We start from the raw sequence: 17,536 nt of genomic DNA, 5'->3' as shown, positions 1-17,536 counted from the left end.
AGGGGGACCCCTCCATGACCACACCGCTCGCCGCGCAGCCCGTGCTGCGCCTGCAGAACCTGACCCGGGTCCACGGGTCCGGCGCCACCGAGGTGCACGCCCTGCGCGGCATCGACCTCGACGTCCACCCCGGCGAACTCGTCGCCGTCATGGGCCCGTCCGGGTCCGGCAAGTCCACGCTGCTCACCATCGCCGGCGGCCTCGACACCCCGACGTCGGGACAGGTGATCGTCGAAGGCACCGACATCACCACCGCCGGGCTCAAGGAACTCGCCGCCCTGCGCCGCCGCAGCATCGGCTACGTCTTCCAGGACTACAACCTCATCCCCGCGCTGACCGCCGCCGAGAACGTCTCCCTGCCGCGCGAGCTCGACGGCATGTCGGCCCGCAAGGCCAGGGTCGAGGCGCTCGCCGCCCTGGAGGAGATGGGCCTCGGCCACCTCGCCGACCGCTTCCCCGACGAGATGTCGGGCGGTCAGCAGCAGCGCGTCGCCATCGCCCGCGCCCTCGTCGGCGACCGCCGCCTCGTCCTCGCCGACGAGCCCACCGGCGCCCTCGACTCCGAGACCGGCGAATCCGTCCTCGCCCTGCTCCGCTCCCGCTGCGACGCGGGCGCCGCCGGCGTCCTCGTCACCCACGAGCCGCGCTTCGCCGCCTGGGCCGACCGGGTCGTCTTCCTCCGCGACGGCGCCATCGTCGACCAGACCGTGCGCAGCGAGGCCGACTCCCTCCTGACGGGCCGGGTGGCGGACGCGTGAAGACCTGGCTCCACTCCTGGCGGGCGGCCGTCCGCATCGCCCGCCGCGACGCCTGGCGCGCCAAGGGCCGCAGCTCGCTCGTCCTCGCGATGATCGCCCTCCCCATCCTCGGGGTCAGCGCCGCCGATCTCACCATCCGCAGTTCCGAACTCTCCGTCTCCGAGCAGCTGGAGCGGTCCATCGGCGCCGCCGACGCCGTCTTCCGCGACCCCGGATTCGGCGGCGCGCCGGTCTTCCAGAGCCCCGAGGGCGACAACGTCTACCCGGCGAAGGAGGAGGAGAACGCCCCCTGGCCCAGCGGCTCCACCGACCCCTCCAAGGTGATACCGGCGGGTGCCCGCTGGATCACCGACACCCAGGGCGCCGCCAAACTGACCACCGTGCACGGCCTGCTCCAGACCGACGTGCGGGAGCTGAAGGCCGACGACCCGATCGCCCGGGGCATCACCACCCTCCTGGACGGCCACTACCCGCGGAAGGCCGACGAGGTGATCGCCACCTCCGCCTTCCTGGAGCAGAGCGGCCTCTCGATCGGATCGACCGTTTCCGCTCGCAATTTCGACCGGCCGTACCGGATCGTGGGCTCCTATGAACTGCCCGACAGCCTGAAGTCCGCGCAGATCACCGCGCTCCCGGGGGCGTTCCTCGCCCCGTACGGGAAGGCCGCGGAGAAGGCCGGCTCGCTCGCCCCCGGTTCCTCCACCAGCTACCTCGTGCAGCACGCCGGTGGTTTCACGTGGAACACCGTGAAGGAGATCAACGCCAAGGGCGTCAGCGTCGTCTCCCGGACCGTCCGGCTCGACCCGCCCGCCGACTCCGAGGTCCCGCTCTACCAGCGGCCCGACTGGCGCGACTACGAGTCCAGCGGCGGCGCCGACGCCATGCTCCTCGCCTCCCTCGCCACCGTCGTCGGCCTGGCGATGCTGGAGATCTGCCTGCTCGCCGGCCCCGCCTTCGCGGTCGGCGCCCGCCGCTCCCGCCGCCAGCTCGGCCTCGTCGGCGCCAACGGCGGCTCCCGCAGCCACATCCGCGCCATCGTGCTCAGCGGCGGCCTGGTCATCGGCGTCGCCGCGGCGGTCGTCGGCACGGTGCTCGCCGTCGTCCTCACCCTGGCCCTCCAGCCTTTCCTGGAGGACTTCATGGGGCAGCGGTTCGGCGCCTTCGACGTCCGGCCGCTCGAACTCCTCGGCATCGCGCTGCTCGCCGTCCTCACCGGTCTGCTCGCCGCGATCGTCCCGGCCGTCACCGCCTCCCGGCAGACCGTGCTCGCCTCGCTCACCGGCCGCCGCGGCGTCCGCTCCACCAGCAAGGTGCTGCCCGTCCTCGGCCTCGTGGCGCTCCTCGTCGGCGCGGCCATCGCCCTGTACGGCTCCGTCGTCACCGACCAGTTCATCATCGTGGCCGGCGGCTCGGCCCTCGCCGAGCTGGGCGTGGTCGCCATGACCCCCGCCATCGTCGGGCTCTTCGGCCGGGTCGGCCGCTGGCTGCCGCTCTCGCCGCGGCTGGCCCTGCGCGACGCCGTCCGCAACCGGGGCCGTACGGCTCCTGCCGTCGCCGCCGTCCTCGCCGCCGTCGCCGGCACCGTCGCCGTCGCCACGTACACCTCCAGCAGCGACGCCCAGTACCGGGCCGAGTACACCGCCAGCCTCCCGCACGGCGCCGTCTCCTTCTTCCAGATGGAGGACGGCGGCCGGGACGTCCCCGCCGTCGCCGACGCCGTCCAGCGCTACCTGCCGGTCGAGACCCGCGCCGACGTCTCCCGCGTCGCCGTCGGCAAGCCCGGCTGCCCGCCCTGGGGCGGCGGCGACGGCTGCGGCCAGTACGAGGTGATGGTGCCGCCCGCCAACGTGTGCCCGATGTGGGTCGCGACCACCGACGGCAGCGACCCGGCCGAGAAGTTCACCCCCCAGCAGCGCCGCACCATGCTCCGCGAGGACTGGCGCTGCAAGCAGAGCGACGGCGGCGGCGCCATGTACGTCGACGGTGGTCTCCTCGTCGGCGACGCCCGCCTCCTGAAGATCCTCGGCGTCACCGACCCCGCCGCCGCCCGGGCGCTCGCGGACGGCAAGGCCGTCTCCTTCAGCAAGCCGCTGCTGGCGAAGGACGGCACGATCGGCATCAAGCAGATCACCGACATGAAGGCCTACGAGAAGGCGACGGCGAGCAGCAAGCCGGCCCCCGGCAAGGTCTCCTCCGTCCCCGCCCACCTGGTGACCGGTGACCAGAAGACCTACGGCCTCCAGGTGCTGATGACCCCCGCGACCGCCAAGGCCGCCGGGCTCACCACCGTCCCCGTCGGCGCCTACTTCAGCACCGACCGGCTGCCCGGCACCGAGCAGCGGCAGAAGCTCGACGCCGAAGTCGCCAAGCTCGGCGCCGGGATCGACCTCACCGTCGAGGAGGGCTACGTCTCCGACGACAGCATCTTCCTGCTCGCGCTGACCGTCTTCGCCGGCCTGGTCACCATCGGCGCCGCCGGCATCGCCACCGGCCTCGCCCAGGCCGACGCGGAGGCCGATCTGAAGACGCTGGCGGCCGTCGGCGCCCCGCCGCGCGTGCGGCGCACCCTCAGCGGCTTCCAGTGCGGGGTGGTCGCGGCGATGGGCGTCGTCCTCGGCTCCCTGGCCGGACTGCTGCCCGCCATGGGTCTGCGGCTCACCGAGGAGCGCCAGCAGCTCCGCTTCCACGAGCAGGCCATCGCCGAGGGCTGGGGCGGCGACCTCACCCCGCCGTACGTGCCGATCGTGGTGCCCTGGGAGACGCTGGCGGCCCTGCTCGTCGCCGTCCCGCTGGGCGCGGCGCTGCTCGCCGCCCTGGTGACCCGGTCGAAGGGGGCGGTGGCCCGCCGCGCGGCGACCTGACGTCTTTCCGTGCCCCTATCGTGCCCGGGGAGGAGGGTGGATCACCCTCCTCCCCGGGCACACCTGGTGGTGAAGCACGCGTGCGAGAGAATGGCGGCATGGAGATGCCGAGGAATGACAGGTCGCAGGAGAGCCCCCAGGTCCTCATCGTGGGACAGGACGGGATGGCCCTCGGCGGCGCCCAGGGCGACGACGAACCCCGCGAGGTCCCGGTGACGGAAATGGTCGAGCAGCCTGCGAAGGTCATGCGGATCGGCAGCATGATCAAGCAGCTTCTGGAGGAAGTCCGGGCGGCGCCTCTCGACGAGGCCAGCCGGATCAGGCTCAAGGAGATCCACGCCAGCTCGGTGAAGGAGCTGGAGGACGGCCTCGCGCCGGATCTGGTCGAGGAGCTGGAGCGGCTCTCGCTCCCGTTCACCGACGAGGCCATCCCCTCCGAGGCGGAACTGCGCATCGCGCAGGCCCAGTTGGTGGGATGGCTGGAGGGCCTCTTCCACGGCATCCAGACGGCTCTGTTCGCCCAGCAGATGGCGGCCCGGGCCCAACTGGAGCAGATGCGGCGGGCCTTGCCCCCCGGCGCCTCGCACGACGACGACGAGGAGGGCGGCCACGGGCACGGCCGCGCGGTCGGCTCGGGACCGTATCTGTAAGGCACTTCCCGTACGTGACGGGCCCGGCGCACCACGCGTGCGCCGGGCCCGTCTCCGTGTGCCTCAGGGGGCCAGCAGCAGGACCTTGCCGACGTGGGCGCCGGACTCCAGGACGCGGTGGGCCTCGGCGGCCTCCGGCATCGGGAGCGTCCGGTCGACGACCGGACGGACCGTGCCGCCCTCGACCAGCGGCCAGACGTGCTCGCGGACGGCCGCGACGATCGCCGCCTTCTCCTCCAGCGGGCGGGCGCGCAGGGTCGTCGCCATCACGGCGGCGCGCTTGGCGAGCAGTGCGCCGAGGTTCAGCTCGGCCTTGACGCCGCCCTGGAGGCCGATGACGACCAGGCGGCCGCTCACGGCGAGCGCCTGGACGTTCCGGTCCAGGTACTTGGCGCCCATGATGTCCAGGATCACGTCCGCGCCGGCCCCGCCGGTGGCCTTGTGGAGCTCCTCGACGAAGTCCTGGGCGCGGTAGTCGATCAGCACGTCGGCGCCGAGTTCGGCGCAGCGGGCGAGCTTCTCCGGGCTGCCGGCGGTGACGACGACCTTCGCGCCGACCGCCTTGGCCAGCTGGATCGCCATCGTGCCGATGCCGCTGGCCCCGCCGTGCACGAGCAGCGTCTCGCCCGGGCGCAGGTGGGCGATCATGAAGACGTTGGACCAGACCGTGCAGGCGACCTCGGGGAGCGCGGCGGCCGTGGCCAGGTCGACGCCCTTCGGGACCGGCAGCAGCTGGCCGGCCGGGACGGCGACCCGCTCGGCGTAGCCGCCGCCGACGAGCAGCCCGCAGACCTCGTCGCCGACGGACCAGCCGGAGACTTCGGGGCCGAGGGCCGTGATCCGCCCGGCGCACTCCAGGCCCGGGTAGGGCGAGCTGCCGGGCGGCGGGTTGTAGAAGCCCTGCCGCTGGAGGACGTCGGCACGGTTGACGGCGCTCGCCACCACCTCGACGAGGACCTCGCCCTCGCCGGGCACGGGATCGGGCACCTCGGCCCAGACGAGGGCGTCGGGGCCGCCGGGTTCCGGAATCGTGATCGCATGCATGGCGGCGAGGCTACTCCCGGGCCCGTCCTCCGTCCGCTCAGTCCTCCGGCGGCGTGGTGAGCGGGGTGACCGGGGCGGCCCGGACGATGGTGATGACCCGGTCCGTGAGCTGGAGCGGGCTGGCCACCGGGTCGTCGTAGCCGAGCAGGCGGTGACCGCGCAGCACGCTCACCACCAGGTCGTCGGTCTCCCGGACGCTCCGGCCCGCCTCGGCCTTGGTGACCGGGCGCTCGACCAGGTCGAGGCCGGAGCCCTGCTGGATCAGGTCCTCCATGACCGTGCCCGCGCTGGGGCTGAGCACGGAGAGGCCGAGGAGCCGGCCGGCGGCGGAGGCGCTGGTGATGACCGCGTCGGCGCCGGACTGGCGGAGCAGCGGAGCGTTCTCCTCCTCGCGGACGGCGGCGACGATCTTGGCACCCTTGTTGAGCTGGCGGGCGGTCAGGGTGACCAGGACGGCGGTGTCGTCGCGCTGGGTGGCGATGACGATCTGGCGGGCGCGCTGCACCTCGGCCCTGAGCAGGACGTCGCTCCGGGTGCCGTCGCCGACGACGCCGACGAAGCCGTCGAGGTTGGCCGCCTCGATGACCTTCTCGGAGGGGTCGACGATGACGATCTGGTCCTTGCGCAGGCCGGTGGCGCAGAGGGTCTGGATCGCGGACCGTCCCTTCGTACCGAAGCCGACGATCACGGTGTGGTCGCGCAAGGTGGTCCTCCAGTGCTTCAGCCGGAATTCCTCCCGGGTCCGTTCGGTGAGGACCTCGAGGGTGGTGCCGACCAGGATGATCAGGAACAGCACGCGCAGGGGCGTGATCACCAGGATGTTGACGAGTCGCGCGGAGTCGCTGTACGGGACGATGTCGCCGTATCCGGTGGTGGAGAGGGTGACGGTCGCGTAGTAGGCGCAGTCGAGGAAGTCGACGGTGCCGTTGGCGTTGTCGTGGTAGCCGTCGCGGTCCGCGTAGACGATGAGGACCGTCAGGAACAGGACCCCGAGGGCCATGAGGAGACGGCGGCCGACCTGGCGGAGCGGGTCCACGTGCCGGCGGGGGAGCGCTACCCGCGAACCGGTGACCTTCTCGTCGGCATGGCGGGCCATGACATCACGGCTGGGAAGTTTCACGTGAAACATGCTCCTTGGGCGGGCGCCGCGGGCGACACGGGGGTCGGCGTCCCGGCCGGCGGCTCGGTCGGCCAGGGGAGGGCGAGCAGTTCGAGGCGCTGTCCGGACTCGGCTCCCCCGGGCGGGACCACGGCCATCGCGTCGGCGGCGGCGATACCGCGCAGCATGGCCGGTCCGTTGTAGCGCAGGGGCACGACGAGCCCGTCCCGGTGGACGACGGGGACGAGCCGGGTGTCGTGCGGGTGGCCCTGGACGCCGTCACGGAGGGGGGCGGAGGCCGGGGAGGCGGGGGCCGTGCCCTGTGGGGTGGTCCCGCCCGGCGCGGGGGCCGTGCCCGGTGGGGCGGTCAGCGCGGCCAGCAGGGGCGCGGCGAGGGTGAGGAGGCCGGAGACGGCGGCCAGGGGGTTGCCCGGCAGTCCGACGAGATGGCGGCCGGCGTCCAGCCGGGCCAGCAGCATGGGGTGGCCGGGGCGGACCTTCACCCCGTCGACCAGGAGGGTGGCGCCCGCCTTGTCGAGGACCCCGTGGACGTGGTCCACGGGCCCGGCGGCGGTGCCTCCGGTGGTGACGACGAGCTCGGCGGCGGACGTGGTGACCGCCTCGTGGAGCGCCTCCGCGTCGTCGCCGATCCGGCGGGTCGCCAGGACCTCGGCGCCCAGCGCCGTCAGCCAGGGCCCGAGCATCGGGCCGAGCGCGTCCCGGATCAGCCCCTCGTGGGGGAGCCCGGCCGTCAGCAGCTCGTCGCCGAGGACCAGGACCTCCACCCGGGGGCGCGCCAGCACGGCGGGCTCGTCGTACCCGGCGGCGGCGGCGAGGCCGAGGACGGCCGGGCCGACGAGGGACCCGGCGGGCAGCAGCTCGTCGCCGGTCCGGCACTCCTGGCCCCGGGGGCGGATGTCCTGCCCGGGCACGACCTCGCGGAGGGGGTGCAGCAGAACCGTTCCGTCCCCGGGCTCGGTGCGGGAGTGCTCGGCGCGGACGACGGCGGTGGCACCGGCCGGGACGCGGGCGCCGGTGGCGATCCGTACCGCCTCCCCGGACGCGAGGGCGGCGGCCCCGGCGTGCCCGGCGAGGACGGACTCCTCGCGCACCCTCCAGGGCCCCGGTCCCGCGACCGCCCAGCCGTCCATGGCGGAACTGTCGAAGGGGGGCAGGTCGGTGAGGGCCCGCAGCGGTTCGGCGAGGGTCCGGCCGAGCGCCTGCCCGAGCGGTACGCGGACGGGCGGGCGGCCCACCGCCGCAAGGGCCCCGGCTCCGGCACGGGCGGCGAGGGCGCGCGCCTCGGACCAGGGGGTGGCCCGGTGGTGCCCGTGCCCCCGCTCGGACGCGGGGGCCGGGGCGGGGGGAGTGGCGGGTTGTCCGGGGGTCATCCGGCCTCGTCCTGTTCCGCCTGCCCGGCCTGCTCGGCGGCCCACTGCCCGGCGAGGGCGGCTGCCTTGCGGGCGGCCTCGGCGACCGCCTCGGCCGGGTCCGTGCCGTCCTCGGCCGCCTTCGCCGCGGCGTAGCCGACGAGGAAGGTCGTCAGGGGCGCGGCGGGGCGGGCGACGCCGTGGGCGGCGTCCCGGGCCAGATCGAGCAGGGCGCCGGTGTCGACGTCCAGGTCGAGGCCCAGTTCGGTCTTGACTGCGGTGATCCATTCGTCCAGCACGGTTCCATGGTCCCTGATGCGGGCGCGGGCCGTGGCGATGTCCTCCCAGGTGTCGCAGTCGAAGGAGGCCGACGGCTCGTCAGGACCCGCCGGGACCCGGACGGTCCGCAGCCCGCCGGTGAGGAACCTCAGGGGGAGGCCGTCGAGGCCGCGGTGCGCGTGGCGCAGGCCGTCGAGCTCGCGGCGCAGGGGGCCGGTCCGGTAGACGGCGACGAGCGGCTGGTCGCGCCCGTCGGCATCGGTGAGGAGCGCGGCCTCGGCCCCGGGCCCGGCGTCGAGCCCGGCGAGCAGCCGCAGGACGGTCGCCTCGCCGAGGAACGGCAGGTCGGCGGAGAGCACGAGCAGGACGTCGGGGGCCGGCGCCCCGTCCCCGTCGCCGCCCCGCTCCCCGCCTTCGGCTACGGCTCCGTCCCGGAGCACGTCGGCCCCGGCGTCGAGGGCCGCCAGCGGGCCGCTGCCGATCCGCTCCTCGCGGGTCCAGTCGACGGGCCGGACCGTGGGGCGCGGGTCGCCGACGACCACGGTGCGGCGCGCCCCGGCGCAGGCGGCGAGCACCCGGTCGAGCAGGGCCCGGCCGCCGACCCGTACCCCTGGCTTGTCCACGCCGCCGAGGCGCCGTGCGGCGCCTCCGGCGAGCACGACGGCGTCATATGCGGTGGTCACCCCAGCAGTATGGGCCGCCGCCGTCCGCCGGTGCCCGGCCGCTCTCCTGTCGAGACGGACCGGGCCCGGGGCGCACCGGCGCGCGGCCCTCGCCGGTCAGACCGTGCGGAGGAGCACCGCCGGCTGTTCGACGCAGTCCGCGACGTACCGCAGGAAGCCGCCGGCGGTGCCGCCGTCGCAGACGCGGTGGTCGAAGGTGAGCGAGAGCTGCACCACCTGACGGACGGCCAGTTCGCCCTGGTGGACCCAGGGCTTGGGGATGATCCGGCCGACGCCCAGCATCGCCGCTTCGGGGTGGTTGACGATCGGCGTGGAGCCGTCCACCCCGAACACCCCGTAGTTGTTGAGGGTGAAGGTGCCGCCGGTGAGGTCGGCCGGGGTGAGGGTGCCCTGCCGGGCCGTCTCGGTGAGCCGGGCGAACTCCTCGGTCAGCGACTCGGCGGTCCGGGTCCCGGCGTCCCGGACCACGGGGACGACGAGTCCGCGCGGGGTCTGGGCGGCGAAGCCGAGGTGCACCGAGGGCAGCCGGACGATCTCCCGGGCGGCCGTGTCCACGGTGGCGTTCAGCTCCGGGAAGCGGGCCAGGGCGTGGGCGCAGATCCGGGCGAGGAGCGCGAGGAGCGAGATCTTCGGGCCGCCCGCCGCGTTCATCGCCGCCCGCGCGGCCATGAGTTCGGTGGCGTCGGCGTCCACCCAGCAGGTCGCGTCGGGGATCTCGGTACGGCTCCGGGAGAGCTTGTCGGCGACGGCCCCGCGCAGCCCGCGCAGCGGAATCCGCTCCCCGGCGGACGCGGCGGGAGCGACGGCCGGGACGGACACGGGGGGAACGGCGGGGGTCGCGGCCGGTGCGGTCGCCGCGGGCGCTTCGCGCGCGGTGAGGGCCCGCTCGACGTCGGCGCGGAGGATCAGGCCCTCGGGCCCCGAGCCGCGCACCTCCCGCAGGTCGAGGCCCCGGTCGCGGGCCAGCTTCCGCACGAGCGGGGAGATGACCGGGACCGGCCCCTCGGGCCCGGCGACGGCGACCGCCGCCGCACGCGCGGGTGCGGGAGCGGGGGCGGGTGCGGCTTCCGGGGCCGTCGCCCGGGCCGTGGGGGTGGGGCCGGCCGTCACGTTCGGCGTGGGGTTCGCGACGGCCGGGGACTGGGGGCGGATCCGGCGCCGCCGGGCCGCGGGGCCCGCCGTGCCGTAGCCGACGAGCACGTTGCCCGAGTACTCCGACGAGACGGCGGAATCGGCGGAGGGGGAAGCGGCGGAGGCGGCCCCGGCCGTCTCCGGCGTGGGCCCGGCGGCCGTCCCGGCACCGGCGGAGGCTCCGACGGCGACCGTCAGGAGCGGTGCTCCGACGGGCAGTTCGGTGCCCTCCTCGCCGAAGCGGGCGGTGACCACGCCCCCGTACGGACAGGGCACCTCGACCATCGCCTTGGCGGTCTCGACCTCGACGACCGGCTGGTCGATCGCGACGACGTCCCCGACGTCCACCAGCCAGCGGACGATCTCGGCCTCGGTGAGCCCCTCGCCGAGGTCGGGGAGCTTGAACTCCAGTACCTGTGCCATCAGTTCCCCGCCTCCCACTGGAGCCGCGCGACCGCGTCCAGGACCCGGTCGACGCCCGGCAGGTGGTGCCGCTCCAGCATCGGCGGCGGGTAGGGGAGGTCGAAGCCCGCGACCCGCAGCACCGGGGCCTCCAGGTGGTGGAAGCAGCGCTCGGTGACCCGGGCGGCGATCTCGGCACCGGGGCCGGCGAAGCCGCCGGACTCGTGGACCACGACCGCGCGGCCGGTGCGCCGCACCGACGCGGCGACGGTCTCGTCGTCGAAGGGCACGAGCGAGCGGAGGTCCACGACCTCCAGGTCCCAGCCCTCGGCGGTGGCCGCCTCGGCCGCCTCCAGGCAGACCGGCAGCGAGGGACCGTAGGTGATCAGCGTGGCGCTGGTGCCGGACCGGCGGACCACGGCCTTGCCGATGGGCTCCACGCGCGCGGGTGCCTCGGGCGACCAGTCGGACTTCGCCCAGTAGAGCCGCTTGGGCTCCAGGAAGACGACCGGGTCGTCGGAGGCGATGGCGGCCCGCAGCAGGCCGTAGGCGTCCTCGACGGTGGCCGGGGTGACCACGTGCAGTCCGGGGGTGGCCATGTAGTAGATCTCGGAGGAGTCGCTGTGGTGCTCGACGCCGCCGATCCCCCCGCCGTACGGCACCCGGATCACCATCGGCATCGGCATCGCGCCGCGCGTCCTGTTCCGCATCTTCGCCACGTGCGAGACGAGCTGCTCGAACGCCGGGTAGGCGAACGCGTCGAACTGCATCTCCACCACCGGCCGCAGGCCGTACATGGCCATGCCGACGGCGGCGCCGAGGATGCCCGCCTCGGCCAGCGGCGTGTCCGTGCAGCGGTCCTCGCCGAACTCCTTGGCGAGCCCGTCGGTGACCCGGAAGACCCCGCCGAGGGTGCCGACGTCCTCGCCCATGACGTGGACGGTCGGGTCCTCGGCCATCGCGTCGCGCATGGCGCGCTGGAGCGCCTGCGCCATCGTGGCCGGCTTGGTCCGGCCCGCCGCCTTGGCGGCCGCGCCGGTCGTCGCCGTCGTCATCGGCTCTCGCCCTCCGCTTCGAGTTCGGCCCGCAGCTGCGCCGCCTGCTCGCGCAGCTGCGCGGTCTGCTCGGCGTAGACGTGGGTGAAGAGGTCCATCGGGTCGAGCACCGGGTCGGCGTTCATCCGCTCGCGCAGGTCGGCCGCCATCGTCTCGGCGGCCTCGGCCGCCGCCCGGCGGCCCTCCTCGTCGAGCAGGCCCCGCGCGGTCAGCTCCCGCTCCAGGAGGAGCACCGGGTCGTGCGCCCGCCAGGTCTCGACCTCGCCGTCCGCGCGGTAGCGGGTGGCGTCGTCGGCGTTGGTGTGGGCATCGATCCGGTAGGTGATCGCCTCCACCAGGGTCGGGCCGCCGCCGCGCCGCGCGCGGGCCACGGCCTCGGTGAGCACCTGGTGCACCGCCACCACGTCGTTGCCGTCCACCAGGCGGCCCGGCATGCCGTATCCGACCGCCTTGTGGGCGAGCGAGGGGGCGGCGGTCTGCTTGGCGAGCGGCACGGAGATCGCGAAGCCGTTGTTCTGCACGAAGAAGACCACCGGCGCCTGCCAGACGGCGGCGAAGTTCAGCGCCTCGTGGAAGTCGCCCTCGCTGGTGCCGCCGTCGCCGACCATGGCGAGCGCGACCACGTCGTCGCCCTTCAGCCGGGCCGCGTGGGCGAGGCCCACGGCGTGCGGCAGCTGGGTGGCGAGCGGGGTGCACAGGGGCGCGATGCGGTGCTCGCGCGGGTCGTACCCGGTGTGCCAGTCGCCCCGCAGCAGGGTGAGGGCCTGCACGGGGTCGAGGCCGCGGGCGACGGCCGCGAGGGTGTCGCGGTACGACGGGAAGAGCCAGTCCCGCTCCTCCAGGGCGAGGGCGGCGGCGATCTCGCTCGCCTCCTGGCCGGTGGTGGACGGGTAGACCGCGAGCCTGCCCTGCTTCGTCAGGGCGGTCGCCTGGGCGTTGTACCGGCGGCCGCGGACCAGCTCCGCGTAGAGCCGGCGCAGCAGCGCGGGGTCGGCGTCGGCCACCGCGTCCGTGCCGAGCACGCGCAGCGGCTCGGTGTCGGGCAGCAGCGGGGCGGGATCGGTCCGCGGCCGCCAGGCGGGCGGCGGCGCGGACCGGTGGGCCGTCTCGGCGAGCGGCTCCTGGACTGTCGAACTGCGCTGTTGCAACGAGTCCACCTCCTCGTGGGAGCGGGCATAAGACCCGAAGGCGGGTGGCGCGGGTGTGGCGCGCCTCACCTACCGATTGTTCGGTCGTGGAGGCATTTTGGCTACAGGCACCTCCAGCCTGTGGACAAACGGTTCTCCACAGCCTGGGATAGAGGCAGGTCGTCCACCGGAGAGAGGCGGGGGGACATGACGGATGAACAAATGGCCGTCGCCCGGGGCGGGGCCCCGGACGAAACGGCGGGGGACGTGACGGGCGAGGTGCTGAGCGCTCCCCCGGACACGCCGGCGCACGCCCTCCCGGCACGGCCGCTGGACCCGATAGACCGGGACATCCTGCGATTGCTCCAGACGGACGGACGCGCCTCGGTGCGGTCCGTGGCCGAGCGGGTGCACGTCTCCCGGGCCAACGCGTACGCCCGGATCAACCGGCTCATCGACGACGGCGTGATCCGCGGCTTCAGCGCCCGGGTCGATCACGAGCGGGCGGGCCACGGCGCCTCCGCCTACATCACGCTCAAGATCGTCCAGAACTCCTGGCGCACCGTCCGCGAACAGCTCAAGGCGCTTCCGGGCGCCGCGCACATCGCGCTGGTCAGCGGCGACTTCGACGTGCTGCTGCTGGTGCACACCCCGGACAACAGGACCCTGCGCGAGCTGGTCCTCACCCGCCTCCAGGCGATCCCCGAGGTGCTCTCCACCCGCACACTCCTCGTCTTCGACGAGATGGACCTGAACGCCGACCCGAGGCCCTGAAAGGTCGCGCCGGGGCCCCGGCCCACGTCCCGGGGCCTCCGCCACCACGCCCCGGGGCCCCTTGAGGGGCCTGAGCACCGCCCCGGGACTTGAGGGCCTTGAGCACCGCCCCGGGCCCTGGAGCGCCGCCCCAGGGCTCTCAAGGCCCCCTGGACGCGACGAGGGCCCCGGGAGAACGTCCCGGAGCCCTCCCGCCCGCCGCACAAGGCCCTCACCGGCCCCGCACCGGCCCCTCAGCGCGCCTTCCGCAGCCCGTCGAAGGCCAGGTGGGCGACGGTCTCGGCGAGCTGGTCGCGCTCCGTCTGGTCCGGATGCGGCCGGTACCACTCCACCAGCGAGTTGATCATGCCGAAGAGGAGCCGGGTCGCGAGCCGGATGTCCACGTCGGCCCGCAGGTCGCCGTCGGCCGCCGCCCCCCCGAGCAGCTCGGCCACCCGGTGGTCGAACTCCCGGCGCCGCTCCATGGCCCACCGCTCGGTCGCGGTGTTCCCCCGCACCCGCAGCAGCAGCGTCACGTACGGCAGCTCCGATATCAGCACCTCGACGGTCCGCCGGGTCACGTACTCGACCCGCTCCACCGCCCGGCCGCGTACCGCGCCCGGCTCCTCCAGGATTCCGAAGAGCCCGTCGAGCGCCCGGCTGACCGCCCGCCGCAGCAGCTCCTCCTTGCCCGTCACGTGGTGGTAGATCGAGGACTTGGAGATCCCCGCCGCCTTGGACAGGTGCTCCATGGAGGTGCCGTCGTAACCGCGCTCGTTGAAGACCTTCACGGCGACCGAGAGCAGCGTCTCGGGCGTGTAGGTGTCACGTCTGGCGGTGGTCATGTCACTCGCCACCCATCTCGGTGTAGGTCCGGCGGTACAGCGCCAGGGAGGGTGCGTAGCGCCCGGTGGGCACCCGCGCGTGCAGCTCGTCGAGGACTTCGTGCGCCCACGAGGCACCGAGCCTGCGCCGCCACTCGAACGGTCCGACCGGGTAGTTGACCCCCAGCCGCATCGCGGTGTCGATGTCCTCGGCGGTGGCGACCCCCTTGGCGACGGCGTCGGCCGCGAGGTCGATCAGCATCGCCACCGTACGGGCGACGATCATCCCGGGCACGTCCCCGATGACGCTGACCCGCTTCCCGAGCGCCTGGAACAGGCCGATCGCCCCGCGCAGCGTCTCCCAGGCCGTGACCTCGGAGGCCGAGAGCGCCACCCTGGTCGCCGCCCGGTAGTCGAGGGAGAGGTCGAAGTAGACGACGTCGCGGAACTCGGCCGAGGTCTGGCCGTCGGCGAGCGCCAGCTGCCCGCCGCTCGGGAGCACGATGCGGGTGCCGCCGTCCTCCTCCGCCTCGTGGACGGTGATCCCGGCCTCGCGGGCCAGGACGATCAGCTCGCGGGCCGGGCCGAGGTCGCCCTCGACGGTGATCTCGGCGGGCGCCTGCGCCGGCGGGGCCAGATGGGCGGCCGGCCGCTCCGCGCCCTCCTCGTACGAGAACCAGCCGTGGCCGGTCTTCCGGCCGAGGCGGCCCGACTCGACCAGCCGCCGCTGCGCCAGCGACGGCGTGAACTTCGGGTCCTGGAAGAAGGAGTCCCACACGGAGCGGGTGACGGCCTCGTTGACGTCCTGCCCGATCAGGTCGGTCAGCTCGAAGGGGCCCATCCGGAAGCCGCCGCACTCGCGCAGCACCGCGTCGATGGTCGCCGGATCGGCGCCGCCCTCCTCGTACACGCGGAAGGCCTCCGCGTAGAAGGGCCGGGCGATCCGGTTGACGATGAAGCCGGGGGTGTCGGCGCAGCGCACCGGCGTCTTGCCCCAGGCCTTCATCGTCTCGTACGCGCGCGTGGCGGCGGTCTCGTCGGAGGCGAAGCCGCGGACGACCTCGACGAGGGGGAGCAGCGGCGCCGGGTTGAAGAAGTGCAGGCCGACGAAGCGGCCGGGCAGCCGCAGGCCGCCCGCGATGGCGGTGACGGAGAGGGAGGAGGTGTTGGTGGCGAGGAGGGCGTCGTCGCCGACGGTCTTCTCCAGGTCGGCGAAGAGCCGCTGCTTGACCGCCAGGTCCTCGACGATCGCCTCGACGACGAGGGCCGCGTCGGCGAGCTCCGCCAGGTCGGCGGCGGCGTGCAGGCGTCCGGCGGCGGCCTCGCGGTCGGCGGCGGCCATCCGCCCCTTCTCGACCAGCCGGTCCAGGCGGGCGCCGATCGCGGCGACGGCCTCGGCGGCCCGGCCGGGCGCGCTGTCGTAGAGCCGTACGGGATGGCCGGCGGCGAGCGCCACCTGTGCGATCCCCTGGCCCATGGTGCCGGTGCCGACGACGGCGACGGTCCTGTCCCGTCCGATCGCCCTGCCCGCGGCCCTTGCGTCGTCCATGGTGGCGCTCCCCCTGACGGTCCCGTTGGCGTGCGCGGCGGCGCCCCTGTCGGCGCTGCCTCCGGCGCCCGCGCCGGTGCCCTTGTCGGCGCTCGTCCCGGCGCTCGTTCCGGCGCTCATAGGAGTGATCCTCCCCGATGGGTTTTCCACAGGATCGACAGACCCCCTTGTCCCGACCGATCGTTCGGTTACTCTAACTCCGTAAGCGTCTCCCTGCCCAGCTCGACGAGGAGTTGGTCCATCCATGGCCACCGCCCAGCCGACCGCCGACCTTCTGGCCGAGAAGCACCGGTCCACGCTCGATCAGGCCCTCGCCACCATCCGCACCCGCGCCTACTGGTCGCCGTACCCGGAGCACCCGAAGGCCTACGGGGCGGACGGCTCACTGGACGCCGCGGCCGGCCTCGCCGCCCACGAGGCGGTGCTGAACGGCCGCTTCGACCTCGACCAGCCGGGCACCGACGGCTGGACCGGCGGCGAGATCTCGCCGTACGGCCCCGCGCTGGGCGTCGAGTACCCGCACGCGGACGTCGACGTGCTGCTGCCCGCGATGCGCGCCGGTCTGCCCGCCTGGCGGGACGCCGGGCCGGAGACGCGCGCCCTGGTCTGCCTGGAGGTCCTGGCCCGGATCTCGGCCCGCACCCACGAGTTCGCCCACGCGGTCATGCACACCAGCGGCCAGGCGTTCATGATGGCCTTCCAGGCCGGCGGCCCGCACGCGCAGGACCGCGGCCTGGAGGCGGTGGCGTACGCGTACGAGGAGCAGACCCGCACCCCCGCCGGCCGGGCCGCCTGGTCCAAGCCGCAGGGCAAGCGGGACCCGCTGGAGCTGAGCAAGGAGTTCACGCCGGTCGGCCGCGGCGTCGCCCTGGTCATCGGCTGCAACACCTTCCCGACGTGGAACGGCTACCCGGGCCTGTTCGCCTCCCTCGCGACGGGCAACGCGGTCCTGGTGAAGCCCCACCCGCGCGCGGTCCTCCCGCTGGCGCTGACCGTGAAGGTCGCCCGCGAGGTCCTCGCCGAGTCCGGCTTCGACCCGAACCTGGTGGCGCTGGCCACCGAGCGGCCGGGCGAGGGCATCGCCAAGACCCTGGCGGTCCGCCCGGAGATCCGGATCATCGACTACACCGGCTCGACCGAGTTCGGCGACTGGCTGGAGGCCAACGCCCGCCAGGCGCAGGTCTACACGGAGAAGGCCGGCGTCAACACGGTGCTGATCGACTCCACCGACGACTACAAGGGGATGCTGTCCAACCTGGCGTTCTCGCTGTCGCTGTACAGCGGCCAGATGTGCACCACCCCGCAGAACCTGCTGATCCCCCGGGACGGCATCGCCACCGACCAGGGCCCCCGGTCCTACGACGAGGTGGTGGCCGACCTGGCCGCCGCGGTCGGCGGCCTCCTCGGCGACGACGCCCGGGCCAACGCCCTGCTCGGAGCCCTGGTCAACCCGGACGTGAAGGCCCGCCTGGAGGCGGCCGCGAGCCTGGGCGAGGTCGCCCTGGCGTCCCGCGAGGTGCCCAACCCGGACTTCCCGGAGGCGGTCGTCCGCACCCCGGTCATGGTCAAGCTGGACGGCACCAAGCCGGACGCGGAGGCGGCCTACCTCTCCGAGTGCTTCGGCCCGGTCTCCTTCGCCGTCTCGGTCGACTCCACGGCGGACGGCCTGGAGCTGCTGCGGCGCACGATCCGCGACAAGGGCGCGATGACGGTCGGCGCGTACACGACCTCCGCCGACACCGAGCGGGCCGTGGAGGAGATCTGCCTGGAGGAGTCGGCGCAGCTCTCGCTCAACCTGACGGGCGGGGTGTACGTGAACCAGACGGCCGCCTTCTCCGACTTCCACGGCTCGGGCGGCAACCCGGCGGCGAACGCGGCGCTGTGCGACGGCGCCTTCGTCTCCAACCGCTTCCGGGTGGTCGAGGTGCGCCGCCAGGCCTGATCCGGCGGT

Annotated in this window: 14 protein-coding genes; 5 read left to right on the top strand and 9 right to left on the bottom strand. The window is 74.3% G+C overall.

Features of this window, described 5'->3' with window-relative positions; all coding sequences use genetic code 11:
• The first annotated feature begins 14 nt into the window (after positions 1 to 14).
• The 3 genes from ACF1ED_RS26870 (at position 15) to ACF1ED_RS26860 (ending at position 4,269) form a co-directional block, all read left to right on the top strand.
• Positions 15 to 758: an ABC transporter ATP-binding protein gene (locus ACF1ED_RS26870; RefSeq protein ID WP_200424944.1), complete on the top strand. Its 744-nt coding sequence runs from the start codon at positions 15 to 17 to the stop codon at positions 756 to 758.
• Positions 755 to 3,619: an FtsX-like permease family protein gene (locus tag ACF1ED_RS26865; protein WP_391764643.1), complete on the top strand. Its 2,865-nt coding sequence runs from the start codon at positions 755 to 757 to the stop codon at positions 3,617 to 3,619. The genes ACF1ED_RS26870 and ACF1ED_RS26865 overlap by 4 nt, the downstream gene beginning before the upstream one ends.
• A 98-nt stretch (positions 3,620 to 3,717) precedes the next feature.
• The gene (locus tag ACF1ED_RS26860) at positions 3,718 to 4,269 is read left to right on the top strand and encodes a bacterial proteasome activator family protein (RefSeq protein WP_391764641.1); all 552 of its coding nucleotides are present in this window, start codon (positions 3,718 to 3,720) and stop codon (positions 4,267 to 4,269) included.
• A gap of 63 nt (positions 4,270 to 4,332) precedes the next feature.
• On the opposite strand, the gene ACF1ED_RS26855 is transcribed toward ACF1ED_RS26860, so the two are convergent.
• The 7 genes from ACF1ED_RS26855 to pdhA all read right to left on the bottom strand — a co-directional run bounded on the left by ACF1ED_RS26855 (position 4,333) and on the right by pdhA (position 12,480).
• Positions 4,333 to 5,313 carry an NAD(P)H-quinone oxidoreductase gene (locus tag ACF1ED_RS26855; protein ID WP_391764639.1) on the bottom strand — a complete coding sequence of 327 codons (981 nt, stop codon included), beginning with the start codon at positions 5,311 to 5,313 and terminating at the stop codon, positions 4,333 to 4,335.
• Between the two features lie 37 nt (positions 5,314 to 5,350).
• On the bottom strand, positions 5,351 to 6,442 hold the full coding sequence (locus tag ACF1ED_RS26850; protein ID WP_391764637.1) for a potassium channel family protein: 1,092 nt from the start codon (positions 6,440 to 6,442) through the stop codon (positions 5,351 to 5,353).
• Positions 6,430 to 7,803: a molybdopterin molybdotransferase MoeA gene (locus tag ACF1ED_RS26845; RefSeq protein ID WP_391764635.1), complete on the bottom strand. Its 1,374-nt coding sequence runs from the start codon at positions 7,801 to 7,803 to the stop codon at positions 6,430 to 6,432. The genes ACF1ED_RS26850 and ACF1ED_RS26845 overlap by 13 nt, the downstream gene beginning before the upstream one ends.
• The gene (locus ACF1ED_RS26840) at positions 7,800 to 8,744 is read right to left on the bottom strand and encodes a DUF6457 domain-containing protein (protein ID WP_391764633.1); all 945 of its coding nucleotides are present in this window, start codon (positions 8,742 to 8,744) and stop codon (positions 7,800 to 7,802) included. The genes ACF1ED_RS26845 and ACF1ED_RS26840 overlap by 4 nt, the downstream gene beginning before the upstream one ends.
• 96 nt (positions 8,745 to 8,840) lie before the next feature.
• Entirely contained in the window at positions 8,841 to 10,298 is a 1,458-nt protein-coding gene (locus ACF1ED_RS26835; protein ID WP_391764631.1) for a dihydrolipoamide acetyltransferase family protein, read from the bottom strand.
• Entirely contained in the window at positions 10,298 to 11,332 is a 1,035-nt protein-coding gene (locus tag ACF1ED_RS26830) for an alpha-ketoacid dehydrogenase subunit beta (protein ID WP_391764629.1), read from the bottom strand. The genes ACF1ED_RS26835 and ACF1ED_RS26830 overlap by 1 nt, the downstream gene beginning before the upstream one ends.
• The gene (pdhA, locus tag ACF1ED_RS26825) at positions 11,329 to 12,480 is read right to left on the bottom strand and encodes a pyruvate dehydrogenase (acetyl-transferring) E1 component subunit alpha (protein WP_391764627.1); all 1,152 of its coding nucleotides are present in this window, start codon (positions 12,478 to 12,480) and stop codon (positions 11,329 to 11,331) included. The genes ACF1ED_RS26830 and pdhA overlap by 4 nt, the downstream gene beginning before the upstream one ends.
• A 186-nt stretch (positions 12,481 to 12,666) precedes the next feature.
• Here pdhA and ACF1ED_RS26820 point away from each other — a divergent pair, with 186 nt between their 5' ends.
• Positions 12,667 to 13,233, top strand: a complete 567-nt coding sequence (locus ACF1ED_RS26820) for an Lrp/AsnC family transcriptional regulator (RefSeq protein WP_391764625.1) — start codon at positions 12,667 to 12,669, stop codon at positions 13,231 to 13,233.
• 233 nt (positions 13,234 to 13,466) lie between these two features.
• Here the strand turns inward: ACF1ED_RS26820 and ACF1ED_RS26815 are convergent, their stop codons facing one another.
• Together ACF1ED_RS26815 and ACF1ED_RS26810 are read right to left on the bottom strand one after the other, a co-directional pair.
• Positions 13,467 to 14,057, bottom strand: coding sequence for a TetR/AcrR family transcriptional regulator (locus ACF1ED_RS26815; protein ID WP_391764623.1), 591 nt, complete (start codon positions 14,055 to 14,057; stop codon positions 13,467 to 13,469).
• A gap of 1 nt (position 14,058) precedes the next feature.
• Complete coding sequence (locus tag ACF1ED_RS26810) at positions 14,059 to 15,585, bottom strand: 3-hydroxyacyl-CoA dehydrogenase (protein WP_391764887.1); 1,527 nt, start codon at positions 15,583 to 15,585, stop codon at positions 14,059 to 14,061.
• A 244-nt stretch (positions 15,586 to 15,829) separates the two neighbouring features.
• On the opposite strand from ACF1ED_RS26810, the gene paaN reads away from it, so the two are divergent.
• On the top strand, positions 15,830 to 17,527 hold the full coding sequence (paaN, locus tag ACF1ED_RS26805) for a phenylacetic acid degradation protein PaaN (protein WP_391764621.1): 1,698 nt from the start codon (positions 15,830 to 15,832) through the stop codon (positions 17,525 to 17,527).
• Positions 17,528 to 17,536 lie beyond the last annotated feature (9 nt).

It is taken from the genome of Streptomyces sp. NPDC014656, assembly GCF_043084305.1.
Lineage (GTDB): Bacteria > Actinomycetota > Actinomycetes > Streptomycetales > Streptomycetaceae > Streptomyces.
This window is presented reverse-complemented; position numbering and strand designations above follow the sequence as displayed.

What these genes read in the sequence shown, in the direction of transcription:
- ACF1ED_RS26835 (WP_391764631.1), bottom strand. Translation starts at nt 10,298, where the DNA reads ATGGCACAGGTACTGGAGTTCAAGCTCCCCGACCTCGGCGAGGGGCTC.
- ACF1ED_RS26850 (WP_391764637.1), bottom strand. Translation starts at nt 6,442, where the DNA reads ATGTTTCACGTGAAACTTCCCAGCCGTGATGTCATGGCCCGCCATGCC.
- paaN (WP_391764621.1), top strand. Translation starts at nt 15,830, where the DNA reads ATGGCCACCGCCCAGCCGACCGCCGACCTTCTGGCCGAGAAGCACCGG.
- ACF1ED_RS26870 (WP_200424944.1), top strand. Translation starts at nt 15, where the DNA reads ATGACCACACCGCTCGCCGCGCAGCCCGTGCTGCGCCTGCAGAACCTG.
- ACF1ED_RS26830 (WP_391764629.1), bottom strand. Translation starts at nt 11,332, where the DNA reads ATGACGACGGCGACGACCGGCGCGGCCGCCAAGGCGGCGGGCCGGACC.
- ACF1ED_RS26855 (WP_391764639.1), bottom strand. Translation starts at nt 5,313, where the DNA reads ATGCATGCGATCACGATTCCGGAACCCGGCGGCCCCGACGCCCTCGTC.
- ACF1ED_RS26845 (WP_391764635.1), bottom strand. Translation starts at nt 7,803, where the DNA reads ATGACCCCCGGACAACCCGCCACTCCCCCCGCCCCGGCCCCCGCGTCC.
- ACF1ED_RS26815 (WP_391764623.1), bottom strand. Translation starts at nt 14,057, where the DNA reads ATGACCACCGCCAGACGTGACACCTACACGCCCGAGACGCTGCTCTCG.
- ACF1ED_RS26860 (WP_391764641.1), top strand. Translation starts at nt 3,718, where the DNA reads ATGGAGATGCCGAGGAATGACAGGTCGCAGGAGAGCCCCCAGGTCCTC.
- ACF1ED_RS26820 (WP_391764625.1), top strand. Translation starts at nt 12,667, where the DNA reads ATGACGGATGAACAAATGGCCGTCGCCCGGGGCGGGGCCCCGGACGAA.
- ACF1ED_RS26810 (WP_391764887.1), bottom strand. Translation starts at nt 15,585, where the DNA reads ATGGACGACGCAAGGGCCGCGGGCAGGGCGATCGGACGGGACAGGACC.